Below are 24,981 nucleotides of genomic sequence, written 5' to 3'. Positions count from 1 at the left end.
GGCCGTTCGTTCGGCCTGACGAATGTGGCAGGGTGTCGCGTTCGGAAAGCCGAACGCGAACGGGCGCTATGGCATCGGGCGGGCGCGCAGTTGAGCGATGCGTGCATCCTTGGCCTGCCACAACGCCGATACCCAGTTCTGCACGTACTGGCGAAACGCCGGGTCGTTCTCGTAATCGCCCTGCCACAAGCCCGGGTCCAGCTCGCGCGTCTGGATATCGATGATCACCTGCTCCACCTGGCCACTGAGCAGCGCCCAGAAGCCCGGCACCTGCTTGCCGGGATAAACCACCGTCACATCCAGCACGGCATCGATCTGTTCGCCTAGCGTTGCCAGCACGAAAGCCACCCCACCCGCCTTGGGCTTGAGCAGATAGCGGTACGGTGACTGCTGCTGAGCCTGCTTGGCCGGGGTAAAACGGGTGCCTTCCAGGTAGTTGACCACGGTCACCGGCAGGCGCTTGAATTTCTCGCAGGCGGCCCTGGTGATCTCCAGGTCCTTGCCCCGCATATGCGGGTTCTTCTGCAGAAAGGCTCTGGAATAGCGCTTCATGAAGGGGTAATCCAGCGCCCAGAAGGCCAGCCCGAGAAAGGGCACCCAGATCAGCTCCTGCTTGAGGAAGAACTTGAAGTAGGGCGTGCGGCGATTGAAGGCCTGCACCAGTGCCGGAATATCGACCCAGGACTGGTGATTGCTGATCACCAGGTAGGAGGTGTCGCGGCGCAGCTCGGCATTGCCGCGAATGTCCCAGTGCGTCGGGGTGAGCAGGGCGAAGAGGCGCTTGCAGTTCTCCGCCCAGAACTCGGCCACCCACATCACCCCGCGCGAGCAGGCATCGCGCGCCGCCTGGCCCGGCAGGACGAACTTGGCCAGGGCGATCAGCAGCAGTGGGCCGATCAGCAGCAGGGTGTTACCCAGCAGCAGAATGACATTGAGTAAGCCGATCAACAGGGGGCGCATGGCAACTCCTTGGCAGGCGTGGACGCCGCATCATAAGCACCTGTTGGTTGTGGCTCAAAATCGTCACCAGTGGCCTATGGCCATTTTTTGTCAAAGCCTTGATGCTGGTCAGTGTGAAAAATCAGGGAATTATCCGACAATGACAAGGCCCAGTTCCCGGACTCCCTCGCCAACCCGTTCTGGATGATGTCGATGTTGAAACGCATTGCGGTGGCCGATCTGCGGATCGGTATGTACATCCAGGAGTTTTGCGGATCATGGATGGATCACCCCTTCTGGAAGTCCAAGTTCGTGCTCAGCTCGGAAAAGGATCTGGCCCGCATTCGCAGCAGTGCGATCACCGAGCTGTGGATCGATGTCGGCAAGGGGGCTGATGTAGCCCCTGGTGTGCAGGCCACGACCGAAGAAGAGGCCGAATGCGAGGCCGAAGCGCGGCTGCTGGCCGCCATCGAGCCGCCCAAGGTCAAAGCCCTGTCGATGGAGCAGGAGCTGGAACAGGCCGTCAAACTCTGCGCGCGTTCCCGGCAGGCGGTCATGGAAATGTTCAACGATGCGCGCATGGGGCAGGCGCTGCAGTTCGAGCAGGCCGAGGCACTGGTCGAGGAGATTTCCGAATCGGTTCTGCGTCACCCCAACGCGCTGATCAGCCTGGCGCGGCTCAAGCACAGCAATGAATACACCTACATGCACTCGGTTGCCGTATGCGCGCTGATGATCGCGCTGGCGCGCAAGCTCGGCTTGCCCGAGGATGCCGTGCGCGAGGCCGGGCTGGCCGGGCTGCTGCATGACATCGGTAAGATGGCCGTCCCGCAGGAGCTGCTGGACAAGCCCGGCAAGCTTACCGACACCGAGTTCGCCAAGGTGCGCAAGCACCCGGAGGAAGGCGGCAGCATTCTGCTGGCGAGCAAACAGGTCAGCGCGCTGGTGCTCGACGTATGCCTGCATCACCACGAAAAGGTCGACGGCAGTGGCTATCCTCACCGTCTGCAGGGTGACCAGATCAGCCTGATGGCGAAGATGGGCGCGGTCTGCGACGTGTATGACGCCATCACCTCGAACCGTCCCTACAAGCAGGGCTGGGACCCGGCCGAGTCGATCCGCAAGATGGCCGAGTGGAAGGGGCATTTCGACGAGGCCGTGTTCCAGGCCTTCGTCAAGACGGTTGGCATCTACCCGGTCGGCGCGCTGGTGCGCCTGCAGAGCGGGCGTCTGGCGGTAGTCATGGAGCAGAATCCCAAGGCGCTGCTGGCGCCCAGGGTCAAGGTGTTCTTCTCGGCCAAGTCGCGTTTGCCGCTGCCGCAAAGCATCGTCGACCTGAGCAAGATTACCGACCAGGACCGTATCGTTGGCCGTGAATCAGCCGAGGAATGGGGCTTCGAACGGCTCGATGAACTGTGGGCCGGGATGGAACTGGAAGGACGCGGCCGCTGAACAACCATCGACCTCGCGGCCGTGCAGGCCCGGGGCCTGCGTGCATCGGCATGCGCATGTCTGCCTGACGGCGCGCAGACACTTGCGGTCAAACAATAGTGGTATCGCGCAGCATGCTGTAACGCTTTGGGTGGAACGCGGCAGGTGCATGGCAGTCCTAGGTTTGGTCACTGCAAACGAGAGGATCGAACCGTGAAATATGCTCTGCTCCTGCTGGCTGCCGCCATCAGCCTGCCGGCCATGGCCGATGAACAGCCAGACCTTTACGGCCGTTACGAACTGATCAAGCTCCCCGCACTGGGTCAGACCCTCAAGGCCAAGATGGACACCGGCGCGATGACTGCCTCGCTGTCGGCCAAGGACATCGAATCGTTCGAGCGCGATGGTCAGGACTGGGTACGTTTCCGCCTGGCGGTAGAGGGCGCCGAGGACACCCTTTACGAACACCCGCTGGTGCGCATTGCCGAAATCAAGAAACGCGCCGAAGAGAGCGACGCCGAGGTCAAGGAAGTCGCCTACTCGCAGCGCCCGGTCATCGAAATGCCGATCTGCCTGGGTGATGAAGAACGCACCATCGAGGTCAACCTGACGGATCGCAGCACCTTCAGCTACCCGCTGCTGATTGGTGCCAGCGCCATGCGCGATCTTGGTGCGGCAGTGGACCCGGCTGAGCGCTACACCCGCGACCGTCCCCAATGCTGAGTTAATTGTCGCATTTCGGAAAAGCCTGATAGTCATTGGCCAGTACACTCGACACGAGTGCCCAGTAACGACCTCATCGCCCCAAAGGGTGTTGGAGCTGGCGCCACTCAGCTGACGCACAGGCAGACGTGCCGCGCCAAGCCAAGCCTGGCGGGGCAGCCGCACAAAGCTTCGCCCCGGAGCCGCGCTCCCGGGAAAGGCTGCCGTGTGAGCCACAGCTGATCGGCGTCAGCCACGGGGCCTGCTTTTTGCTAGGTGCAACTCTTTGCCAGGCCAGTAGGCCCCCTTAGGTGGTTGAGGTGTCGCAATGTCGGGAGTACTCGAGCCGGGTGTACGGCTGCTGCAGCGTTTCAGTTTTGCTCACAAGTTTCAGCTGGTGTTTCTATTATTCGCGCTGCCGCTCGGCTATGCGCTGTGGGTCATCAGCAGCGGCTACCTGTCGCGCCTGCATGCCCTCGACTCCGAACTGGAAGGTACGCAAGCGCTCCAGCGCATGACCCAGGTACAGCATGAGCTGATCGCTCAGCGCACGCTGCTGGCGCGCTGGAAGGGCACCGAGAATGCCGCCCAGGGGCTGTTGCAGCAGCGTGAAGCGCGGCTCGACGAGGCACTGCAGCTGGCTGCCGAGCCATTGCAGAGTGAGCTGATCAGCGATCAGGCGCGGCAGCATTTTCAGACCCTGCAGGGCGAGCGTGACGGCCTGCGTGCCGAAGCGCTGGCGCGGGTCGCACTGCCCGACGCCCTCGAACGCTACCAGAAGGCGCTGCTCTACCTGATCGCCCTGCGTGAACAAGTGGCGACCGACAGCGCCCTGATTCTCGATCCGCACCTCGACACCTACCTGATGATGGAGCAGATCACCTACATCATGCCGCGCCTGCTCGAGCAGATCGGCACCTTCGCCGCGCAAGGTCACGGTGCCGTGGTTTCGCAGCATTTCACCCTGCAGAGCCGCGTGCTGATCCGCGACCTGCGCCGCAGCCTCGACGAGCAGCGGGCGCAACTGGTCAAGGCGCAAAGCACCCTGTCACGCGAGGCGCCGCAGGCCATGCGCCAGTTGGGTGCGCCGTTCGACGCCTCGCTCAAGGCGTTCGATGATTTCCTCGCGCAGATCGACCGCGACATGTTCGAGGCCAGCCCCATGGCCCTTACGCCCGAGCAGTTCGTGCAGCGTGTCGAGACCCTGGAAGGGCAACTGCAGGCGCTGCAGCAGGCGATCTATCAGCAGTTCAGCGCCAGCCTGAATGACTACCGGCAGCAGGCGCTGCAGTCGATGATCGAGGTGATTGGCGCCTTCATCATCCTCACCCTGCTGGCGATGTACGTGCTGATGTGCCTGAACGCCTCCATACGCATCAGCACCAGCAACATCATCGAGGCCGCGCGCGGGCTGCGTGACGGCGACCTGCGCGTACGCATGCAGGTCAACGGCCGTGATGACCTGGCCGCCATCGCCCAGGCGCTGAATACCGCCGTCGAGCAGATGCGTGATTCGCTGCAGGGCGTCAATCGCGAAAGCCGGCAACTGGACGGCACCGTGCAACTGCTCGGTGGCCAGGCGCGAGATGCGCTGGATGCCGTCGAGCAGCAACAGGCGCAGATGAGCCAGATCGCCACTGCCGCGACACAAATGGCGGCCACCGCACAAAGCGTGGCGCAAAGCTGCGAGCAGGCAGCGATGGAAGCGCAACAAGCCCGCGAGGTGGCGCTGAGCAGCAACCAGCGCAGCGAGCGTACCAGTGCCAGCATGCGCCACCTCAGCAGTCGCCTCGGCGACAGTGCCGCGGCGTTGCAGCAACTGCGTGAGCAGACCGTGCAGATCAACCGCGTGGTCGAGGTGATCAAGGGCATCGCGGAGCAGACCAACCTGCTGGCGCTCAACGCCGCCATCGAAGCCGCGCGTGCCGGTGAAGCCGGGCGCGGCTTTGCCGTGGTCGCCGACGAAGTGCGCTCATTGTCCAAGCGCACCCAGGACTCGACCCAGGAAATCGCCCAGACCGTCGATAACCTGCAGCGCGTGGTGGGGCAGTCAGTCACCCTGATGGAGGAAGCCTGCGGCCAGGCCGATGGCGATATCGGCAGCGTGCTGGCCATGAGCGACGAGCTGCAGAACATCGTCGACTCGGTGCAGCGCGTCAGCGACCGCCTGGCGCAGATCGCCACGGCTGCCGAGCAACAGGCGGCCACCGCCGATGAGGTCAGTGGCAACATCCAGCAGGTCGACCAGGCGGCCGGGCAGTTGCTCGATGGCGCTCAGGCGGTCAGCCATGCCGCCGAGCAGTTGCGCCGAGGCAGCGAGGGGCTGGCGCAGAATACCGGGCGCTTCACCCTTGGCTAAAGCCAGGGAAACACTGCAGAAGTCGTCATGATCTGCGCAGGCGGGCGCCCGGAATATCCGGGTTGCTGTCGCCGATAAACGGCTTGTAGAACATTACCGGGCTGACCTGGCTGGCCAACTCTGCTAAAAACACTGCAAACAACGCGGAGCCCCCAGCATGAAAACGGTTGCCGAACTGCTCAGAACCAAGTCCAACACCTTTCTCTACAGCGTCGACGCGGACGACTCCCTGCTCGATGGGCTGCGCATCATGGCGGAAAAGGGCGTTGGTGCGCTCGTGGTGCTCTCCGGCGGACGCATGGTCGGCATCGTCAGTGAGCGCGATTACGTGCGCAAGGTGGCACTGGCCGACCGCTCGATGCTGGACGCCAAGGTCAACACGATCATGACCCGTGAGGTGATCAGCGTCAGTCCGCGTGACAACCTGCAATATTGCATGCAGCTGATGACCGAGCGGCGCCTGCGTCACCTGCCGGTGCTGGCCGAAGGCGAGCTGATCGGCCTGCTGTCGATTGGTGATCTGGTCAAGGAAACCATCGCCGAACAGGCTGAGCTGATCCGTCAGCTGGAACAGTACATTCGCGGCGAAATTCCATGAACGAGTAGCCCGGATGCAATCCGGGAAGCCGTGCCGTTCGTTCCCCGGATTGCATCCGGGCTACGGGTGAGCGACAGGCCTTCGTTCTACCTCCTGCATCCATGCGGTCGCCGCGGCGCTTGTCGCGTAGGGCGGATGTAACCCGCCACCCCCTTTTGGCGGCTTGCCCCAGCCCTACGCGATTGCCCGCTTGACGCATGATCCCGCCCCCGGCAGTCTGCCGCCGTTGCTCAACAGGTGCAGGACGCCCGATGCCGCAGATACTCATCGTCGAAGACGAAGCCGCGATTGCCGATACGCTGATCTACGCCCTGCAGGCCGAAGGCTTCCTCACGCAGTGGTCGAGCCTCGCTGGCGAAGCCCTGACGCTGCTGGAAAGCGGCGCCTTCGACCTGGCCATTCTCGACGTAGGGCTGCCCGATATCAGCGGCTTCGAGCTGTGCAAGCGCCTGCGCCGTTTCTCCGAGGTGCCGGTGATCTTCCTCACCGCACGCAGCGAGGAGATCGACCGCGTGGTGGGCCTGGAAATCGGCGCCGACGACTACGTGGTCAAACCCTTCAGCCCGCGCGAAGTGGCGGCGCGGGTCAAGGCCATTCTCAAGCGTGTGGCGCCGCGTGAGGGGGCGGGCGCCACTGCGCCGGGTGCCTTCCAGATCGACGATGCAGCCTTTCGCATTCACTACCACGGCCAGGCGCTGAGCCTGACCCGTCATGAGTTTCGTCTGCTGCGCACCCTGCTCGGCCAGCCGCGCCGGGTCTATGCCCGCGAGCAGTTGCTCGATGCCCTCGGCGTGGCCAGCGAGGCGGGCTACGAGCGCAATATCGACAGCCATATCAAGAGCGTGCGCGCCAAACTGCGCGCCATCGCCCCGAGCGAAGAGCCGATCCAGACCCATCGTGGTCTGGGTTACAGCTACGAGCCGGAGAACTGAACAATGCCGTTGGGCGTACGCATCTTCCTCGTCTACTTCCTCTTCGTCGGCCTCGCCGGCTGGTTCGTGCTCAGCACGGTGATGGACGAGATTCGCCCTGGCGTGCGCCAAAGCACCGAAGAAACCCTGGTCGATACCGCCAACCTGCTGGCCGAGATCCTGCGTGACGACCTCAAGGCCGGCACGCTCGGTCAGGGCCGCCTGAACGACGCACTGGAGGCCTATGGCCGGCGCCAGCCGCAGGCGAGCATCTGGGGGCTGACCAAGGCCGAGGTCAACCACCGCATCTACGTCACCGACGCCCAGGGCATCGTCCTGCTCGACTCCAGCGGCCTGGCGGTCGGTCAGGACTATTCGCGTTGGAACGATGTGCTGCTCACCCTGCGCGGCCAGTACGGCGCCCGTTCGACCCGTGAAGACCCGAACGACCCCGACTCCTCGGTGATGTACGTGGCCGCGCCGATCAGGGATGGCGAACGCATCATCGGCGTGGTCTCGGTGGCCAAACCCAACCGCACCCTGCAGCCCTATATCGAGCGCTCGCAAACGCGCCTGGGCTGGCTCGGGGCCGGGTTGATCGGCCTTGGCCTGCTGGTCGGCGCGCTGCTGTCCTGGTGGCTCAGCGCCGCGCTGGGCAAACTCACCCGCTATGCCCAGGCCGTCAGCGAAGGCCAGCGTGCCGAGCCGCCCCAGGTACGCGGCGGCGAACTCGGGCAACTGGCGGTGGCGGTCGAGCGCATGCGTACCGAGCTGGAAGGCAAGGCCTACGTCGAGCGCTACGTACACACCCTGACCCACGAACTGAAAAGCCCGCTGGCGGCCATTCGTGGCGCTGCCGAACTGCTCGACGGCGAGATGTCCACCGACCAGCGCCAGCGTTTCGTGGCCAATATCCAGCAGGAAAGCGCACGGTTGCAGAATCTGATCGAACGCCTGCTGCACCTGGCCCAGGTGGAGCAACGTCAAGGGCTGGAGGAGCGCGTGGCGGTGCCGCTGGTGCCATTGGTGAACGAACTGCTGCAAGCGCAGCAGGCGCGTATCACCGCTGCCAGCTTGCAGATCGAGCAGGCTCTACCCGCTGGGCTCAACCTGCGCGGCGAGCGCTTCCTGCTGCGCCAGGCCCTGGCCAACCTGCTGGACAACGCCCTGGACTTCACCCCGCCCGGCGGCTGCATCCGCATCGCTGCCGAATGCCAGGGCGAGCGCATCCTCCTGCGTCTGTTCAATCAGGGACAGGCCATCCCCGACTACGCCCTGGGTCGGCTGACCGAACGCTTCTACTCCCTGCCGCGCCCCGATGGTGGTCGCAAGAGCACCGGCCTGGGTCTGAACTTTGTGCAGGAAGTGGCTGAGTTGCATGGTGGTGGATTGCATATCGGCAATGTCGACGGCGGTGTGGAAGTACGCCTGACATTGCCCGCGTAGGGTGCGCTGCGCACCGCGCCTCGTGGAAGAGGCCTCAGCCGCGACGGGCATTGGGCTCGCGTAGGATGGGTAGCGCAACGCGCAACCCATCATCTGTGAGTTACACGCTTTGATGCCAGCGCCTGAGTGCCGCGCGGCGCTCCGGCTCATTAAAATGCCAGCTACTGGCACCTCTCGGCGCATGGCCGCATACAATAGCGAGCCATCTATACGGCTGTATCGAGCAAGGAACCCGCCCCATGGCCTCCCCGGATAAACAGAAAAAGCGTGCCCAGCGGGCCAAAGCCAAGGCCAAGCAGAACCGCATCGGCAAGCCCAAAAGCCATGCACTGCATCCGCTGCTGGCCAACCCGCTGATCGATGAGCCGTTCGACGATGTGGCCATCGACCTGAACACCTTCGACTTCAAGGACATCGAAGAGAACGGCTTCGACCCGGCGGACTTCGACGACCTGTTCCAGGCGATGAAAATGGGCGAAGCCATCAGCCTGCTGGCGATGTGCCTGGTATTCCTGCAATACCCGGTGCTGGAACTGGTCGTCTCCGAAGAAGAGGAAGACCCAGCTACCGACTTCATGATGGGCCTGCTGATCGTCTACCGCGCGATCTACCACAACGAAGACGAAGACACCGCAGTGGCGTGGATCGGCAGCGAAGCCTTCCAGACGGCCTACAACGAAGCCTCCGTGATCCTGCAGCAAAAGAACGCCCGCGCAGCAGGCCGCACTAACTAGGCACCGTCCCCGCTGCCGGGCCTGGGGTAACGACCGGTAGCCGCGCATTGATCCGGGCTACTCATGATCTTCGTGTGGTTGTGGTGAACAGCAGCACTGCCGGAGCAGGCGAGCCCTGCTGCGGAGCAAGGCCGATAACAATGATGATCTTCGTGATCGATTGAACGCTTGGTCCCCGCTGCGCGAACTACAGAATGGCCAGGGCGGTAGCGCCCAGAACAGGCCGGATATACGAATGCAACCGCGCTGACGACAGGTGCAAAAGCAAAGCTTTACTCACTGCTTGTTGGGAGAGTCCATATACCTATTGTTATGCGATTGTTAAAGACCGTTGGCTAATGCCTGCTGGATTATTGGCGCTACTGATTCATACGTAATTTGACGATCTACACAGTATTTTGAAAGAAGCCATTCGGATAGCTGCTTCTGTCCTTTGCTTGCATTGCATGAACAGCAGCATAGCGCAATGTTTTCTCTGGTTATAATCTTTGCGTCATTTATGATGTGCTCCCAGCTAGCGCAAGTTTTCTTCGAAACCTTAGCGGTTGTAAAAGCAGTGCCGCAGTAAATGCAATTCTTGTCCCGTGTTCGAACCTCTTTTTCAAGCCAGCTTGGAATGTTCCAACTATTTGCCATACTGACTCCTTTATTGTTTACGCATAACGTTTGGTTAAGGGGCGGGCTTTAGCCCGTCATATTGAGCGAAACGAACAGTTTGAAGTTGTTAGGTGTGGTTATAGGTTATACACCATGTCGGATAACCGCTGGCAAGTGCGTAGGATGGGTAGAGCACCGCGAAACCCATCGTCTGTGGGTTCCCGGGTTTCGCGGTGCTCTACCCAGGCTACGGCTCTATGATTTCCGGCCGCATGATCGCAGATAAGTCCGTTTCTACAGGTCGGGTTGCGGCTCGGGAGTGGGGGCTTTGAGCGGCAAACGCAGCAGTTCCACCCGCCACCAACTCGGCAGCAGGCGGCGGACTTCGGGGCGGGCGAAGCGGTCGTCGATCAGGTAGAGCACACCCTGATCCTCTGGCGTGCGGATCACCCGGCCGGCGGCCTGCACGACCTTCTGCAGGCCGGGAAACAGGTAGGTGTAGTCGTAGCCATTGCCGAACAGGGCGTCCATGCGCTGGCGGATTTCTTCGTTGATCGGGTTGAGCTGGGCCAGGCCGAGGGTGGCGACGAAGGCGCCGATCAGGCGTTCGCCAGGCAGGTCGACACCTTCGCCGAATACGCCGCCAAGCACGGCGAAGCCGATGCCGCGTCCGCCGATCTGGAAGCGCTCGATAAAGCCCTGACGTGCCGCTTCGTCCATCTGCCGCGATTGCGTCCACACCGGGATCTGCGGGTGGTCGCGGCGCAGCTCCTGCAGCACCTGCTCCAGATACTGATAGCTGCTGAAGAAGGCCAGGTAGTTGCCGGGGCGTTCGGCGTACTGCCGCGCCATCAACTGGCAGATCGGCGCCAGCGAGGCGTCGCGGTGCTGGTAGCGGGTCGACAGGTTGCGCACCACCTGCACATGCAGTTGTTCGGCGCTGAACGGCGAGGCGACGTCCAGGCACTGGGTCTCGATCGGCAGGCCGAGCAGGTCGAGGTAATAGTGGCTGGGGCTGAGCGTGGCAGAGAACAGCGTGGCGCTGTGGGCGTCCTCGAAGCGCGGGCCTAGGAAGGGCGCCGGCAGGATATTGCGGATGCACAGGGTCGAGTAGCTGCGTCCGTTGCCGGCGTCGATGCGGTTGATATCGAACAGCGAGTGCGGGCCGAAGCTTTCTGCCAGGCGGCAGAACAGCATTGCGTCCAGATAAAAGCTGAGCAGTTCGCCGCCATTGCCTTCGGGCTGGTCGGTGAGCAGGTCGGTGATGGCGCTGACCGCCTTGCCCAGGGCGGCGAGCAGCAGGTCCGGCGCCAGCGGGTAGACCTGATAGGGCACCTCCTGCTCGCGGTGCAGTTGATCCCAGTGGCGGTCGACCCGTTCCAGCACGCTCTTCAGGCGTTTCGGCGCGTCGCGGCACATGGCCTTGAAGCGCGCCTGATCCAGCTCGGCGCTGTACATGCCGCGCCCGCGTTCCACCAGATTGTGCGCCTCGTCCACCAGTAGGCACACGCGCCACTGGTTGATCAGGGTGAGGCTGTGCAGCAGGGCGCCGAGGTCGAAGTAGTAGTTGTAGTCACCCACCACCACGTCGCTCCAGCGGCACAGCTCCTGGCTCAGGTAGTAAGGGCACACGCCATGAGCGATGGCGATATTGCGCACGGCTCGTTGATCCAGCCAGCGCTCCTTCAGCGCCGCGCTGCGTGCTGCCGGTAGGCGGTCGTAGAAGCCTTTGGCCAGCGGGCAGGAGTCGCCATGGCAGGCCTTGCTCGGTTGCTCGCAGGCCTTGTCGCGGGCCACGTGTTCCAGTACGCGCAGCGGCGTGTCCGGCTCGCGCAGGCGTTGCAGGGCATCCAGCGCCAGGCGCCGGCCCGGCGTCTTGGCGCTGAGGAAGAACAAGCGGTCGAGCTGCTGGCCGGGCATGGCCTTGAGCTGCGGGAACAGGGTGCCAAGAGTCTTGCCAATGCCGGTGGTGGCCTGCGCCAGCAGGTAGTGGCCGTCGCGTGCGGCACGATATACGGCTTCGGCCAGTTGCCGCTGGCCATGGCGAAATTCGCCGTAGGGGAACTGCAGCGCGTCCAATGCCTGATTGCGTGCTTGCTGATGCGCCTGTTCCTGCCGCGCCCAGTCGATGTAACGGCGGCAGTGCAGGGCGAAAAACTCGCCCAGCGATTCGGCGCTGTGGCGTTCGCGGAACACCGTTTCCTGCTGGGTGATGACGTTGAAGTAGACCACCGCCAGATCCAGTTCCTCGAAGCCCAGCTCCTGGCACAGCAGCCAGCCGTAGATCTTCACCTGCGCCCAGTGCAGCAGGCGGTGGTTGGCAGGGATGCGCGAGATGTCGCCGCGATGGGTCTTGATCTCTTCCAGCAGGCGAAACTCGGGGTCGAAGCCATCGGCGCGGCCACTGACCGTCAGCCCCTCGAACTGGCCGATCAGCGGCAGTTCGCACACGTAATCCGGCCCACGCCGGGCAACTACCGTGGCGTGCCCGGCCATGCCCTCCTGCGCGGTGGGCGAGGGGGTGAAGCGCAGGTCGAGGTCACCTTCCTTGGCGGTGAACTCGCACAGCTCGCGCACGGCGATGCGCAGGCTCAATCGCTCCACTCCACATAGCAGACGCTGACCGGCATGCCATGTTCGGCACAAAAGGCCAGCCAGCGTTTCTGGTTGTCCTGCAGGCGGTCGCCTGGGCCTTTAACCTCGATCATCCGGTAGCGGCCCTCGGCGGGCCAGAACTGGATCAGGTCGGGCATGCCGGCACGGTTCTCGCGGATATCGGCCAGCAGGCGGCGGAACCAGGCGGCGAGGTGCGCAGGCGGTAGGCAGGCCAGTGCCTGTTCCAGGCGCTCGGCATCGAGCAGTTCCCAGAGCACGAAGGGCGACTGGATGCCGAATTTCTCGGCATGGGTACGGCGCATGGCGTCGAGGTAGCTGCCATCTTCAAGGCGCGTTAGGCAGGCGGCGAACAACTCGGCACGGCGCGCATGGAAGTCGGCACGATGCAGATCCACCGGGCCGGTGTGAAAAGGATGAAAGAAGGCGCCGGGTAGCGGGGCGAAGATCGCCTCCCAGCAGAGCAGGCCGAACAGTCCGCAGATCAGCGTGTTCTCCACGTAATGCACGGGTGCATCGGGTTCGGCCAAGTGCATGGCCACGGCCAGCTCGACTCTGGCGGCGCGCGGCAGGCGCAGGTCGAGGCGATCCTCGATCAGCTTCGCCGCCTTGGCCGCTGGCGGCAGGCCGAGGCGCTTGCGCAGACGCGAGCGTGCGCGTTCGGCCAGTTGCGCTTCTTCGGCGTTGTGCGGCGCGTTGAGCACCTGTTCGGCCAGCGCTAAGGCTTCGGCATCCCGGCCGAGGCGCTCCAGCACGCGGATCTGCCGCTGTCGCGAGCCCAGCGCGCGGGTGTCGCGGTACAGCGCCAGCGCCGAGTCCAGTTCACCAGTGCGTTCCAGGTGTTGCGCCAGTTGCAGCAGCAGGCGCTGGTGACGGTCGCTGATATGGGCGCTGTCGCTGCTGAAATCGCCGAGCTGCTGCAGCACCTCGGTAACCGCCATACCGGCCTCGAAGGCCTCACGGCAGGCGCGCAGGTGCAGGTAGTCGTCGACGTCCTGGCGGTGGCGAAAGCCGCGTGAACCGGGGGTGATCGGCACTTGTTCGTAGCGGAATATGCCTAAGTCGGCCAGCACGAATTCCGACCAGTCCTGCGCCAGATTGCCGAAGAACATCAGGCGCAGGCGGTCGCACAGTGGGCCGATAGCCAGGCTCAGCAGGCGTTCGTCCAGTTGCGGGCACCAGTCGGCCAGGCTGCGGGGTTCGCTGTGCAGCTCGCGCAGGTGGTCGAGCGCTTCGCTCTTTTTCAGGTTGCCGCCTGGCAGATCGCTGGCGAAATGCGCGGCCAGTTCGTCCTTGAGCAGCAGGGCGCCCAGCTCGTCGAAGCTCAGTGCGGCGCAGTCGATCAGCCAGCCCCGTTGCAGCAGCGGTGCGGCAGCGCTCGGTATCTCACCGATCTCGGCGTAGCGCAGTTTGCTCACGCGAAAGTGCACGCCCTTGCGCATCACCAGACGCACCAGCAGCGCCTGGGCGGGCAGGGGTTGCCGAGGGAAATCCGCAACGAAGGCGCGTTCGGCGTCGTCCATCAGGTCACGGTGATGGGCGTCGAGCCAGGCAAGCGCCTTGCGAAAGTTCGCCAGGTAATAGAGTTCGGGGGCATCGAGGCTGAGCATGGGACGAAGTTTTACTGGTTTTTTATACAGATGCCAGTGCCGCCGAGCTGCTGGATGACGAATCGGCGTACAGCGCTCCCGCATTCTCCACACAATCTCCACGTGCGCCCCACACGCCTCCCATCATCGCTGCCCAGACTCTGCCGTACTTTCACTCGCTACGGAGAGCCGTACCCATGAGCCGTTCCCTGAGTTTCAAGCTGGGCGCCATTGCCCTGTTGATTCTGCTGCTGATGATTCCCCTGTTGATGATCGATGGCCTGGTCGATGAGCGCCAGGGCCTGCGCTATGAGGTGATGCAGGGCATTGCCCGCAGTTCCAGCTACAGCCAGCAGATCACCGGGCCGATCCTGGTGCTGCCTTACATCAAGACCACCCACGAGTGGAAAACCAACGAGAAAACCGGCGAGCGTTACAGCGAAGAGCGTCAACGGCGCGGGCGCCTGTACTTCCTGCCGGAGCGCTTCGTGCTCGAAGGCCAGGTGGGAACCGAGCTGCGAGCGCGCGGCATTTACGAAGCACGTCTGTACCGCAGCGACAGCCAGGTCAGTGGTCAATTCCGCTTGCCGGCGCGCCTCGGGCTGGGCGACGACCTGGGCTTCTACCGTTTCGAGAAACCCTTCCTCTCGGTCGGCATCAGCGATATCCGGGGTATCAGCAACGACCTGCAACTGCGCTTGAATGGCCAGACCCTGAGTTTCGCACCGGGCAGCGGCGACGATAATTTCGGCGCCGGCGTGCATGCGCCGCTCCCGGCTCTGGATGCGCAGGGTGGGCAGACGCTCGAGTTCGCCTTCGATCTGAAACTGCAGGGCACCGAGCAGCTCTCGATCGTGCCGGTCGGGCGCGATAGCCGGGTCAAGCTGCACTCCGACTGGCCGCACCCGAGCTTCATCGGTGAATACCTGCCGAGCAGCCGCGAGATCTCTGACAAAGGCTTTAGCGCCGAGTGGCAGACCAGCTTCTTCGCCACCAACCTGGAAGAGGCATTGCGCGGCTGCGTGGGCGCTGAGCGTTGCCAGAATCTCTTCGGCCGCAACTTCGGGGTGAGTTTCGTCGACCCGGTGGATCAGTACCTGAAGACCGACCGCGCGATCAAATATGCGCTGCTGTTCATTGCCCTGACCTTCGCCACCTTCTTCCTCTTCGAGGTGCTCAAGCGCCTGGCCGTGCATCCGGTGCAGTACGCCCTGGTCGGCCTGTCGCTGGCGCTGTTCTACCTGCTGCTGCTGTCGCTGTCCGAGCATCTGGCGTTCGCCCTGGCCTATCTGCTGTCGGCCAGCGCCTGCGTTGGGCTGATTGGCTTCTACGTCAGCTTCGTGCTGCACAGCTGGCAGCGCGGCCTGGGCTTTGGCGCGTTGCTGGCAGCGCTGTACGCCATGCTCTACGGCCTGCTCAATGCCGAGGACTACGCCCTGCTGATGGGCTCGCTGCTGGTGTTCGGTGTGCTCGGCAGCGTGATGGTGCTGACCCGCAAGCTGGACTGGTACGACGTCGGCCGCACTGCGCCGCAAGCCTGAATCCAATCGGCGCGGCGAGTGCCGCGCCTCTTCTCTGGAGGTGATCCCATGCGTCTTCTCATGCAATTTTCCGCCTGCCTGGGCCTCGGCCTGGTGGTGGCGGTGATGATCCTTGTCGGCCTGATGTTCGGCGGCTGGTTCAACCTGATCGACGGCCTGCTGCTGACCGGCAAGCCGCTGGCCAGCCTGAGCCTGATGCTGCTGCCGGAAGGTTTCTGGAGTGCCCTGACCGGCATTCAGGATGCGGCGCAAAACAGCACGTTGCGCTCTTTTCTGTCGCTGTGCGCGGCGCTGGGCCAGGTCGGCCTGCTGCTGGCGCTGGGCTTCATGCGCCTGTGGTATCGGGCATGAGCGGGCATATCGGTTTGCGCGAGGAGGCGCATGCCGGGCACCTGCTGGCGCGGCGGATTGCCGGGTTGTTTCGTCGATGGCAGACGCAACAACGAACCTGTCAGGGGGTATATACCGAGGTACGGCAGAAGGCGTGCTTGCATAGTGAGACGATGCCGTAGCCCGGATGAAATCCGGGGATCAGGCGGCTAGAAAAGCCCCGGATTGCATCCGGGCTACGGAGTGGCGTGCCAGGTGAACCGCGTTCACCTGGCGCTTGGCTTTACAGGCTGAGCGAAATCCCCGCCTGCAGCGTGCGTGGTTCACCCGGATAGCTCCAGACGTTCCAGGCGCGTTCTTCGTAGTGCTTGTCGAAGACGTTGTTGAGATTGAGGTTCAGGCGCACGTTCTCGGTCAGCGGGTAGTAGGCCAGCAGGTCGACCAGGCCGTAGCCGTGCATGTCGAAGGTGTTGTTGCTGGTCTGGCCCTGACGCTCGCTGACGTATTTCAGACCCACGCCCAGGCCCAGGCCGGCCAGTGCACCGCTGTCGAACTCGTAGGTGTCGAGCAGGTTGAAGCTGTGCCGTGGCACGTTGGCCAGGTGCGAGCCCACCGGCATGGTGGCCGTGGTGCTTTCGGTCACTTCGGCGTCGACATAGGCATAGCCGCCGATCACCCGCCATTGCGGGGTGATGTTGTCGGCCACCTTTGAAAACGCCACTTTTCTTCTACAGTTCTGGCAGGCCGTTGACGGTTCGGGCGACAACTGCATGGAGCAGGGGGCCAGTGCCGGGGTGGTTGTTCAGCAGCCTGCTAATACCAATGTCTAGCTGTCGGTAGGTACTGGCCTGCTGCTAGCTTGAAGGTGCATCAGAATAACAATAACCGGAGGCGTCTATGACTTCTGAACAAACAAATGCCGCGGCCTATTGGAAGGCCAACGTGCGGCTCATCACCTGGAGCCTGGTTGTCTGGGCTCTGGTTTCCTACGGATTCGCCATGGTTCTGCGCCCGATGGTCGCGGGAATCTCGGTTGGCGGCTCCGACCTCGGATTCTGGTTCGCCCAGCAAGGCTCCATCCTTTTCTTCATCGGGCTCATTTTTCACTACGCGTGGAGACTGAACAAACTCGACAAAAAATTCGGGGTCGAGGAGTAAGTCATGAGCCAATTCGTAATCAACCTGCTCTTCGTGGGGGCGTCCTTCGCGCTCTACATCGGTATCGCCGTGTGGGCGCGTGCCGGCTCCACCAAGGAGTTCTACGTCGCTGGCGGTGGTGTGCATCCGATCACCAACGGCATGGCGACGGCCGCTGACTGGATGTCCGCTGCTTCCTTCATTTCCATGGCGGGCCTGATCGCCGCTGGCGGTTATGCCAACTCCACCTTCCTCATGGGCTGGACCGGCGGCTATGTGCTGCTGGCGATGCTGCTGGCACCGTACCTGCGCAAGTTCGGCAAGTTCACCGTGCCGGATTTCATCGGTGATCGCTTCTACAGTCGCGGCGCACGCCTGACTGCGGTGATCTGCCTGGTGATCATCTCCGTGACCTACGTGATCGGCCAGATGGCCGGTGCCGGTGTGGCCTTCTCGCGCTTCCTCGAAGTGAGCAACTCCACCGGTATCTGGATTGCCGCAGCCGTGGTCTTCGCTTACGCCGTATTCGGCGGCATGAAGGGCATCACCTACACCCAGGTCGCGCAGTACGTGGTGCTGATCGTGGCCTACACCATCCCGGCCATCTTCATCTCCCTGCAGCTGACCGGTAACCCGATTCCGCCGCTGGGCCTGTTCGGTGACCATGTCGATTCCGGCGTGCCGCTGCTGCAGAAACTCGACGAAGTGGTGCGTGAACTGGGCTTCGCCGCCTACACCGCCGATGTCGACAACAAGCTGAACATGGTGCTGTTCACCATGTCGCTGATGATCGGTACCGCCGGTCTGCCGCACGTGATCATCCGCTTCTTCACTGTGCCGAAAGTGGCCGATGCGCGCTGGTCCGCTGGTTGGACGCTGATCTTCATCGCCATGTTGTATCTCACCGCGCCGGCTGTTGCCTCGATGGCACGTCTGAACCTGATTACTACCATTTATCCGGAAGGCGCTTCGGCCCCGGCCCTGTCCTACGAAGAGCGTCCTGAGTGGGTCAAGACCTGGGAACAGACTGGCCTGATCACCTGGGAAGACAAGAACGGCGACGGTCGCATCCAGATGTACAACGATGCTGCCCCGGCCTTCACTGCGACCGCGCAGGAACGTGGCTGGAACGGTAACGAATTGACCGTGAATAACGACATCCTGGTACTGGCCAACCCCGAGATCGCCAACCTGCCGGGTTGGGTGATCGGTCTGATCGCAGCGGGCGCCATCGCGGCGGCTCTGTCGACGGCGGCTGGTTTGTTGCTGGCGATTTCTTCGGCGATCAGTCATGACCTGATCAAGACGCTGATAAATCCGAAGATCAGCGAGAAGAACGAGATGCGCGCAGCGCGGCTATCGATGGCAGCGGCGATTCTGCTGGCGACCTATCTGGGCCTCAATCCACCAGGGTTCGCTGCGCAGGTGGTGGCGTTGGCCTTCGGTATCGCCGCTGCAACGCTGTTCCCGGTGCTGATGATGGGGATCTTCTCCAAGCGCATGAACGACAAGGGTGCGATCTGCGGCATGATCGCCGGCCTGGTGATCACCCTGCTGTACATCTTCACCTACCTGGGCTGGTTCTTCATTCCGGGTACCAACATGCTGCCGAACACCCCGGACCAGTGGTTCATGGGTATCTCGCCGGCTTCTTTCGGTACCGTCGGTGCGCTGATCAACTTCGCCGTGGCCTATGCCGTATCGCAGGTCACTGCTGCACCGCCGCAGGAAATCCAGGACCTGGTGGAAAGCGTACGTACTCCAAAAGGTGCTGGTGCCGCTCTGGACCACTAAGCATAATCCTGGCCTGACGCCATCGCTTGATGGTCCAGGCTCTGACAGACGGGCCTCCATTGGAGGCCCGTCTTTTTTCGGGAACATTTCTATGTTGTGGACATTGCTTGCCATCGTGGTGGCGGGGCTCGGTACTGCCGGTATCGCTCTGCTGCTGCGCAAACTGACGCGCAACAAGCTGCCAAAGTGGATCGTGCCGCTGTTCGGTGGCCTGGGGATGCTGGGTTATCAGGTGTTCTACGAGTATTCCTGGTTCGAGCATCAGCAGGCGCGCCAGCCTGCAGAATCAGTGGTGGTGGCGACCGAGGCGGGGCATGTGTTCTGGCGTCCGTGGAGTTACTTCGTGCCGATGGTCACTGCCTTTACCGTGCTCGACAGCAAGAGCGTCGTGCACAAGCAGCTGGCGGATGCGCAAGTGGCCGAGTTCATGCTCTATCGGTTCGAGAAGCAGCATATCGACCACGTATCGCACCGCGCTCATCTGCTCAATTGCACGACGGCCGAGCTGTTGCCGCTGGATGAGAAACAGCAGCCCCTGCTGGCGCAACTCAAGCGTATCGACCAGGACGACGCGCTGTATCGCCAGGTGTGTCGCTAGCCTTCCATTTTTGCGTCGCGGCAGTGGTGCGCACGGCGCACCCTACGCGACCGCCTGATCCATTTAACCCACCAGGTGCTTTTCCGCGCCCGATAGACCCAGATCAATATCCACGCCTGCCACCTGCATAGAATCGCCAGCCCCTGATTTTCGAGCGTGCGGTCATGCCCCGTTTTCCCGAACTGTTGTCGCCAGCCGGCACCCTGAAGAACATGCGCTACGCCTTTGCCTATGGCGCCGATACGGTGTATGCCGGGCAGCCGCGTTACAGCCTGCGCGTGCGCAACAACGAGTTCGACCACGCCAACCTGGCCCTGGGCATCGCCGAGGCACATGCGCAGGGCAAGCAGTTCTACGTGGTGGTCAACATCGCCCCGCACAATGCCAAGCTGAAGACCTTCCTCAAGGATCTGGCGCCGGTGATCGAGATGGCGCCCGATGCGCTGATCATGTCCGACCCTGGCTTGATCATGCTGGTGCGTCAGCACTATCCGCAGGTGCCGATCCACCTGTCGGTGCAGGCCAACGCGGTGAACTGGGCCAGTGTCGAGTTCTGGCGTCAGCAGGGGCTGAGCCGGGTGATCCTCTCGCGCGAGCTGGCGCTGGAGGAAATCGAGGAAATCCGCAGCCAGGTGCCGGACATGGAACTGGAGGTGTTCGTCCATGGCGCGCTGTGCATGGCCTATTCCGGGCGTTGCCTGTTGTCGGGCTACATCAACCGCCGCGATCCGAACCAGGGCACCTGCACCAACGCCTGCCGCTGGCAGTACCAGGCCACGCCGGCGAACGAGAACGAGCTGGGTGAGATCGTTCGCGTGGTCGAGCCGACGCTTGGCCAGGGTGCGCCGACCACCCAGGCATTCGTGCTGCAGGAAGCAGGGCGGCCGGACGATGAAATGACCGCCTTCGAAGACGAGCACGGCACTTACATCATGAACTCCAAGGACTTGCGCGCGGTGCAGCACGTCGAGCGCCTGGTGCGCATGGGCGTGCATTCGCTGAAGATCGAGGGGCGCACCAAGAGCCATTTCTACGTGGCGCGCACCGCGCAGGCGTACCGTCGCGCCATCGATGATGCCGTGGCTGGCCGGGCGTTCGAGCACGGCCTGCTGCGCGATCTCGAGTCGCTGGCCAGTCGTGGTTACACCGAAGGTTTTTTACGCCGGCACGTGCATGACGAGTACCAGAACTACCAGTACGGCAACTCGCGCAGTGAGCGGCAGCAGTTCGTTGGTGAACTGACAGGCGAGCGCCGTGGTGAGTTGGCCGAGGTGCTGGTGAAGAATCGTTTCGAGGTGGGCGACGGCATCGAGTTGATGACGCCGCAGGGCAACCGGCATTTCACCTTGGCGTACATGGAAAATCTGCGTGGCGAGCACATCGCGGTGGCGCCGGGGGATGGCCATCGGGTCTACCTGCCCGTGCCGGCGGCAGAAGATTTGCGCCATGCCCTGATCTTGCGTGACCTGTAGCCTCCCGACCTTGGTCGTAGGCGTCCCCGGGAAACCCTTATGGAGACTGGATAGTCCATGCTAGAGGGGTTTGCGTAATACTAAAGTCGTCTGTCGTGCGTTCATGACAAGCCTAGAGTACGGAGCACCAGCCTTCCCTCTGTAAAGGTTTGAAACAAAATGCATGACGATACTTACACGCGGATTCAGGCTAATCCGCATTTCCAAGACCTGGTGGCCAAGCGTGATCGTTTCGCCTGGACGCTGTCCGCCATCATGTTGAGCCTGTATGTGGCTTTCATCCTGCTGATCGCCTTCGAGCCGCAACTGCTCGGTGCGCGCATCAGCCCCGAATCACCGATCACCTGGGGTATTCCCATGGGCGTCGGGCTGATTCTCTCCGCCTTCGTGCTCACCGGCGTCTATGTGTTCCGCGCTAATGGTGAGTTCGACACCCTCAATCAGGCCGTGCTCGATGAGGTGCAGAAATGATCGCCCGTCTCCTGACTTTCGCAGTGCTGCTGCTTACCAGCTCGGCCCTCTGGGCAGCTGGTGCCCTGGAAGTCGAGGTGCAGCGTCAGCCGATGAACACTTCGGCCATCATGATGTTCCTGGTCTTCGTGGGCGGCACCCTGTACATCACCTACTGGGCCTCCAAGCGCAATACCTCGACCTCCGACTTCTACACCGCAGGCGGCAGCATCACCGGTTTCCAGAACGGTCTGGCGATTGCCGGTGACTACATGTCGGCGGCGTCCTTCCTGGGCATTTCCGCCCTGGTGTTCACCAGCGGCTACGACGGCCTGATCTACTCCATCGGCTTTCTGGTCGGCTGGCCGGTGATCCTCTTCCTGATCGCCGAGCGCCTGCGCAACCTGGGCAAATACACCTTCGCCGACGTGGCCTCCTACCGTCTCAAGCAGATGGAAATCCGCACCCTGTCGGCCAGCGGCTCGTTGGTGGTGGTGGCCTTCTACCTGATCGCACAGATGGTCGGTGCCGGCAAACTGATCCAGTTGCTGTTCGGCCTTGACTACCACGTTGCGGTGATCCTGGTCGGCGTGCTGATGGTGCTGTACGTGCTGTTCGGCGGCATGCTGGCGACCACCTGGGTACAGATCATCAAGGCGGTGATTCTGCTGTCCGGTGCCTCGTTCATGGCGCTGATGGTGATGAAACACGTCAACTTCGACTTCTCCATGCTGTTCTCCGAAGCCATCAAGGTGCACGAGAAGGGCGAGGCGATCATGAGCCCCGGCGGCCTGGTGAAAGACCCGATTTCGGCGATCTCCCTCGGCCTGGCGCTGATGTTCGGTACTGCGGGCCTGCCGCACATCCTCATGCGCTTCTTCACCGTGAGTAACGCCAAGGAAGCCCGCAAGTCGGTGTTCTACGCCACGGGCTTCATCGGTTACTTCTACATCCTGACCTTCATCATCGGCTTCGGCGCGATCCTGCTGGTCGGCACCAACCCGGACTTCCGCGATGCCGCAGGTGGCCTGATCGGTGGCAACAACATGGCGGCGGTGCACCTGGCCAACGCCGTGGGCGGCAGTATCTTCCTCGGCTTCATCTCGGCTGTGGCCTTCGCCACCATCCTCGCGGTGGTTGCCGGTCTGACCCTGGCCGGCGCCTCCGCCGTGTCGCACGACCTGTACGCCAGCGTGTACAAGAAGGGCAAGGCCAACGAGAAGGATGAGCTGCGCGTATCGAAGATCACCACCCTGTGCCTGGGCGTGCTGGCCATCGTCCTGGGCATCGCCTTCGAGAAGCAGAACATCGCCTTCATGGTCGGCCTGGCCTTCTCCATCGCCGCCAGCTGCAACTTCCCGGTGCTGTTCCTCTCCATGTACTGGAAGAACCTGACCACCCGTGGCGCCATGATCGGCGGCTGGCTGGGCCTGATCACCGCGGTCACCCTGATGATCCTTGGCCCGACCGTCTGGGTATCGGTGCTGGGCAACGCCCAGGCGATCTTCCCCTACGAGTACCCGGCGCTGTTCTCCATCACCGTGGCCTTCATCGGTATCTGGTTCTTCTCGATCACCGACAAGTCGACGGCTGCCAACGACGAGCGTGCACGCTTCCTGCCGCAGTTCGTTCGTTCGCAGACTGGCCTGGGTGCCAGTGGTGCAGCGGCTCACTGATTCCTCCGCCACCCAGAACAAGGGCAGCCCTCGGGCTGCCCTTTTTTGTGGGTGCGCCAGGCATGGCGCGTAGCGCCGTGACTGGCGCTGTTCGGTTCACTGTGGTGGTGAACCGGACGACTTGGAGGTGAAAGTCCTCTGCACGCCCGGCAAGGGGAAGTGCTAGCGGAAGGCAAGGGTGTCGCGGGTGACTGCGAATCTGAAGGAAGCCGGAAGCAAATGGCTGGCCTGACGAACAGGAAGCGGATGGAGGCGGCGTAGCGGGGTGAGACGGCCCAATTCGTCAAAGCCCGGTACTTGCACGGCACGCTACGACGTAGATCCGCCAGGCATAAGCCGGAAGGTCGCGCGAATTACCCTGGGAGATCTGCATGTTTGCCGCTGGGCTACCGGGCGTCGAGAGGCGACGGGATGGGCGTGCAGAAGTCAGCCGAGGCCGTAGTAAGTGACGAGCAACCACGTCACCAAGGGCCGAACAGGTCATACCGCCGGTAGGCGTTGGAGTCTCATGGGATGTCGAACCGCAGAAGCTTCCCCCCAGGGGAAGGCTGTTCCCCGGCATGGTGGACGGAATCCGCGCATGCCGGCTGACAGTGCGCAGACACCGATGGCGTCTGTAACGTGGACGAAAGCGGAGCCGAACGCGCTGATGGAGCGGGTGCTGTCGCCGGCGAACCTGAGGCGTGCGTATCGACGGGTGGTGAACAACCGGGGCGCACCGGGGGCCGATGGCCTGTCGGTGGACGAACTCGCGGGCTACCTGAAGCAGTATTGGCCGTCCCTGCGGGAGCGGCTGCAGACGGGTGAATACCAGCCGCACGGCGTCCGTGCGGTGAACATTCCCAAGCCCGAGGGCGGGGTCAGAACGCTGGGGATACCCAGCGTGCTGGATCGCCTGATCCAGCAGGCGCTGCTGCAGCAACTGACGCCGCTTTTCGAACCGCTGTTCTCGGACTTCAGCTACGGCTTTCGTCCGGGGCGCAGCGCGCACCAGGCCATCGAAATGGCCCGCGCCCATGTGGCGTCGGGCTATCGCTGGAGCGTGGAACTGGACCTGGAGAAATTCTTCGACCGGGTCGACCACGATCTGCTGATGGATCTGCTGGCGCGTCAGGTCGAAGACCCGCGTGTGCGGCGGCTGGTTCGGCGCTACCTGGAAGCCGGTGTCATGGCGGGTGGGCTCGTGAGCCTGCGACGAGAAGGCACGCCGCAAGGCGGGCCGCTCTCGCCCCTGCTCTCGAACATCCTGCTGAACGAGCTGGACCAGGAACTGAGCCGGCGCGGCCATCGCTTCGTGCGCTATGCCGACGACGCGAACGTCTACGTCCGCAGTCGGCAGGCGGGCGAGCGGGTGCTGGCCAGTCTGGAGCGTTTCCTGGAGCAGCGGCTGCGGTTGCGGTTGAACCGGGCCAAGAGCCAGGTCATCCGCCCGTGGCGCAGCAGTTACCTGGGCTACGGCATGACCGTGCACCGGCAGCCGAAACTGCGGATTGCCGGCAGCAGCCTGCAGCGCCTGCGCGAACGGGTGAAAAGCCTGCTACGTGCTAGGCGGGGTAGTCAGCTGACCTGGCTGATCGAGCGGCTCAACCCGGTTCTGCGTGGCTGGAGCAGCTACTTCAAGCTGAGCCAGAGCAAGCGGCCTGTGGAAGAGCTGGATGGCTGGGTGCGGCGGTTGCTGCGCAATGTGCTGTGGCGGCACTGGAAACGACCGGTTACCCGGGCACGCAATCTGATGCGGCTGGGCTTACCGGAGGAGCGGGCCTGGAAGTCGGCCACCAACGGGCGCGGCCCCTGGTGGAACGCCGGCGCCTTGCACCTGCGGCAGGCGCTGCCGAAGAAACGCTGGGATGCGCTTGGACTGGTGTCAATACTGGATACGATCACTCGGCTTAGCCGTATGGCCTGAACCGCCGTATACGGAACCGTACGTACGGTGGTGTGAGAGGACGGCGGGGGCGACCCCGCCTCCTACTCGATTTCTTCGCATATTTTGGGGGAAGTGCGGGTTGATACCGGACTGGCAACTACGTGTTAGCTGTCGATGACTTGGCACTATCCCTTAGC

The 24,981-nt window shown here is 62.9% G+C and carries 19 protein-coding genes and 1 pseudogene; 16 read left to right on the top strand and 4 right to left on the bottom strand.

Annotation, left to right across the window (positions count from 1 at the left end; genetic code table 11):
- Positions 1 to 66 precede the first annotated feature (66 nt).
- The gene (locus J7655_RS19530) at positions 67 to 960 is read right to left on the bottom strand and encodes an acyltransferase (protein ID WP_230925827.1); all 894 of its coding nucleotides are present in this window, start codon (positions 958 to 960) and stop codon (positions 67 to 69) included.
- 192 nt (positions 961 to 1,152) lie between these two features.
- On the opposite strand from J7655_RS19530, the gene J7655_RS19525 reads away from it, so the two are divergent.
- The 7 genes from J7655_RS19525 (at position 1,153) to J7655_RS19495 (ending at position 9,120) form a co-directional block, all read left to right on the top strand.
- Positions 1,153 to 2,391, top strand: coding sequence for an HD-GYP domain-containing protein (locus tag J7655_RS19525; protein ID WP_230925826.1), 1,239 nt, complete (start codon positions 1,153 to 1,155; stop codon positions 2,389 to 2,391).
- Positions 2,392 to 2,583: 192 nt separating this feature from the next.
- Positions 2,584 to 3,093 carry a retropepsin-like aspartic peptidase RloA2 gene (gene rloA2, locus J7655_RS19520; protein ID WP_230925825.1) on the top strand — a complete coding sequence of 170 codons (510 nt, stop codon included), beginning with the start codon at positions 2,584 to 2,586 and terminating at the stop codon, positions 3,091 to 3,093.
- Between the two features lie 307 nt (positions 3,094 to 3,400).
- On the top strand, positions 3,401 to 5,431 hold the full coding sequence (locus tag J7655_RS19515; protein ID WP_230925824.1) for a methyl-accepting chemotaxis protein: 2,031 nt from the start codon (positions 3,401 to 3,403) through the stop codon (positions 5,429 to 5,431).
- A 157-nt stretch (positions 5,432 to 5,588) separates the two neighbouring features.
- Positions 5,589 to 6,029 carry a CBS domain-containing protein gene (locus tag J7655_RS19510; RefSeq protein WP_125836347.1) on the top strand — a complete coding sequence of 147 codons (441 nt, stop codon included), beginning with the start codon at positions 5,589 to 5,591 and terminating at the stop codon, positions 6,027 to 6,029.
- A 251-nt stretch (positions 6,030 to 6,280) separates the two neighbouring features.
- Positions 6,281 to 6,961, top strand: coding sequence for a two-component system response regulator CreB (gene creB, locus J7655_RS19505; RefSeq protein WP_230925823.1), 681 nt, complete (start codon positions 6,281 to 6,283; stop codon positions 6,959 to 6,961).
- Between the two features lie 3 nt (positions 6,962 to 6,964).
- Positions 6,965 to 8,386 carry a two-component system sensor histidine kinase CreC gene (gene creC / locus J7655_RS19500; protein WP_230925822.1) on the top strand — a complete coding sequence of 474 codons (1,422 nt, stop codon included), beginning with the start codon at positions 6,965 to 6,967 and terminating at the stop codon, positions 8,384 to 8,386.
- Positions 8,387 to 8,625: 239 nt separating this feature from the next.
- The gene (locus tag J7655_RS19495) at positions 8,626 to 9,120 is read left to right on the top strand and encodes a hypothetical protein (RefSeq protein ID WP_230925821.1); all 495 of its coding nucleotides are present in this window, start codon (positions 8,626 to 8,628) and stop codon (positions 9,118 to 9,120) included.
- 891 nt (positions 9,121 to 10,011) lie between these two features.
- On the opposite strand, the gene J7655_RS19490 is transcribed toward J7655_RS19495, so the two are convergent.
- Both J7655_RS19490 and J7655_RS19485 read right to left on the bottom strand, forming a co-directional pair.
- The gene (locus J7655_RS19490) at positions 10,012 to 12,312 is read right to left on the bottom strand and encodes an ATP-dependent DNA helicase (RefSeq protein ID WP_230925820.1); all 2,301 of its coding nucleotides are present in this window, start codon (positions 12,310 to 12,312) and stop codon (positions 10,012 to 10,014) included.
- Positions 12,309 to 13,940 (bottom strand): VRR-NUC domain-containing protein, encoded by a 1,632-nt coding sequence (locus tag J7655_RS19485; protein WP_230925819.1) that lies wholly within the window; start codon positions 13,938 to 13,940, stop codon positions 12,309 to 12,311. Before J7655_RS19485 ends, J7655_RS19490 begins: the two co-directional genes overlap by 4 nt.
- 176 nt (positions 13,941 to 14,116) lie before the next feature.
- Here J7655_RS19485 and creD point away from each other — a divergent pair, with 176 nt between their 5' ends.
- Together creD and J7655_RS19475 are read left to right on the top strand one after the other, a co-directional pair.
- Positions 14,117 to 15,460 (top strand): cell envelope integrity protein CreD, encoded by a 1,344-nt coding sequence (gene creD / locus J7655_RS19480; protein ID WP_230925818.1) that lies wholly within the window; start codon positions 14,117 to 14,119, stop codon positions 15,458 to 15,460.
- A 48-nt stretch (positions 15,461 to 15,508) separates the two neighbouring features.
- Positions 15,509 to 15,811, top strand: coding sequence for a hypothetical protein (locus tag J7655_RS19475; protein WP_230925817.1), 303 nt, complete (start codon positions 15,509 to 15,511; stop codon positions 15,809 to 15,811).
- Between the two features lie 262 nt (positions 15,812 to 16,073).
- Here J7655_RS19475 and J7655_RS19470 read toward each other — a convergent pair.
- Positions 16,074 to 16,496 (bottom strand): annotated as a pseudogene (locus J7655_RS19470) (TonB-dependent receptor domain-containing protein); the annotation flags it as partial.
- A 191-nt stretch (positions 16,497 to 16,687) separates the two neighbouring features.
- Between J7655_RS19470 and J7655_RS19465 the strand changes: the two are divergent.
- From J7655_RS19465 to ltrA, 7 genes are all read left to right on the top strand, one after another.
- Positions 16,688 to 16,948: a DUF4212 domain-containing protein gene (locus tag J7655_RS19465; RefSeq protein WP_230925816.1), complete on the top strand. Its 261-nt coding sequence runs from the start codon at positions 16,688 to 16,690 to the stop codon at positions 16,946 to 16,948.
- Between the two features lie 3 nt (positions 16,949 to 16,951).
- The gene (locus tag J7655_RS19460) at positions 16,952 to 18,721 is read left to right on the top strand and encodes a sodium:solute symporter family protein (RefSeq protein ID WP_230925815.1); all 1,770 of its coding nucleotides are present in this window, start codon (positions 16,952 to 16,954) and stop codon (positions 18,719 to 18,721) included.
- A gap of 91 nt (positions 18,722 to 18,812) precedes the next feature.
- Positions 18,813 to 19,319, top strand: a complete 507-nt coding sequence (locus J7655_RS19455) for a hypothetical protein (RefSeq protein WP_230925814.1) — start codon at positions 18,813 to 18,815, stop codon at positions 19,317 to 19,319.
- A gap of 164 nt (positions 19,320 to 19,483) precedes the next feature.
- A complete protein-coding gene (gene trhP / locus J7655_RS19450) occupies positions 19,484 to 20,791 on the top strand; it encodes a prephenate-dependent tRNA uridine(34) hydroxylase TrhP (protein ID WP_230925813.1) in 1,308 nt (435 codons plus the stop codon).
- A 159-nt stretch (positions 20,792 to 20,950) separates the two neighbouring features.
- Positions 20,951 to 21,262 (top strand): DUF485 domain-containing protein, encoded by a 312-nt coding sequence (locus tag J7655_RS19445; RefSeq protein WP_230925812.1) that lies wholly within the window; start codon positions 20,951 to 20,953, stop codon positions 21,260 to 21,262.
- Positions 21,259 to 22,917 (top strand): cation acetate symporter, encoded by a 1,659-nt coding sequence (locus tag J7655_RS19440; RefSeq protein WP_230925811.1) that lies wholly within the window; start codon positions 21,259 to 21,261, stop codon positions 22,915 to 22,917. Before J7655_RS19445 ends, J7655_RS19440 begins: the two co-directional genes overlap by 4 nt.
- A gap of 580 nt (positions 22,918 to 23,497) precedes the next feature.
- A complete protein-coding gene (gene ltrA / locus J7655_RS19435; RefSeq protein ID WP_204100715.1) occupies positions 23,498 to 24,823 on the top strand; it encodes a group II intron reverse transcriptase/maturase in 1,326 nt (441 codons plus the stop codon).
- Positions 24,824 to 24,981: the final 158 nt, after the last annotated feature.

Source organism: Pseudomonas wenzhouensis (assembly GCF_021029445.1).
GTDB classification, from domain to species: domain Bacteria; phylum Pseudomonadota; class Gammaproteobacteria; order Pseudomonadales; family Pseudomonadaceae; genus Aquipseudomonas; species Aquipseudomonas wenzhouensis.
This window is presented reverse-complemented; position numbering and strand designations above follow the sequence as displayed.

Bases quoted from the DNA above. Each gene is read 5' to 3' on its own strand.
- J7655_RS19440 (WP_230925811.1), top strand. From the start codon at position 21,259: ATGATCGCCCGTCTCCTGACTTTCGCAGTGCTGCTGCTTACCAGCTCG.
- creB (WP_230925823.1), top strand. From the start codon at position 6,281: ATGCCGCAGATACTCATCGTCGAAGACGAAGCCGCGATTGCCGATACG.
- J7655_RS19495 (WP_230925821.1), top strand. From the start codon at position 8,626: ATGGCCTCCCCGGATAAACAGAAAAAGCGTGCCCAGCGGGCCAAAGCC.
- J7655_RS19445 (WP_230925812.1), top strand. From the start codon at position 20,951: ATGCATGACGATACTTACACGCGGATTCAGGCTAATCCGCATTTCCAA.
- J7655_RS19465 (WP_230925816.1), top strand. From the start codon at position 16,688: ATGACTTCTGAACAAACAAATGCCGCGGCCTATTGGAAGGCCAACGTG.
- J7655_RS19525 (WP_230925826.1), top strand. From the start codon at position 1,153: ATGTTGAAACGCATTGCGGTGGCCGATCTGCGGATCGGTATGTACATC.
- J7655_RS19455 (WP_230925814.1), top strand. From the start codon at position 18,813: ATGTTGTGGACATTGCTTGCCATCGTGGTGGCGGGGCTCGGTACTGCC.
- trhP (WP_230925813.1), top strand. From the start codon at position 19,484: ATGCCCCGTTTTCCCGAACTGTTGTCGCCAGCCGGCACCCTGAAGAAC.
- J7655_RS19460 (WP_230925815.1), top strand. From the start codon at position 16,952: ATGAGCCAATTCGTAATCAACCTGCTCTTCGTGGGGGCGTCCTTCGCG.
- creD (WP_230925818.1), top strand. From the start codon at position 14,117: ATGAGCCGTTCCCTGAGTTTCAAGCTGGGCGCCATTGCCCTGTTGATT.
- J7655_RS19530 (WP_230925827.1), bottom strand. From the start codon at position 960: ATGCGCCCCCTGTTGATCGGCTTACTCAATGTCATTCTGCTGCTGGGT.
- J7655_RS19510 (WP_125836347.1), top strand. From the start codon at position 5,589: ATGAAAACGGTTGCCGAACTGCTCAGAACCAAGTCCAACACCTTTCTC.
- ltrA (WP_204100715.1), top strand. From the start codon at position 23,498: ATGCCGGCTGACAGTGCGCAGACACCGATGGCGTCTGTAACGTGGACG.
- J7655_RS19485 (WP_230925819.1), bottom strand. From the start codon at position 13,940: ATGCTCAGCCTCGATGCCCCCGAACTCTATTACCTGGCGAACTTTCGC.
- creC (WP_230925822.1), top strand. From the start codon at position 6,965: ATGCCGTTGGGCGTACGCATCTTCCTCGTCTACTTCCTCTTCGTCGGC.
- J7655_RS19515 (WP_230925824.1), top strand. From the start codon at position 3,401: ATGTCGGGAGTACTCGAGCCGGGTGTACGGCTGCTGCAGCGTTTCAGT.
- J7655_RS19475 (WP_230925817.1), top strand. From the start codon at position 15,509: ATGCGTCTTCTCATGCAATTTTCCGCCTGCCTGGGCCTCGGCCTGGTG.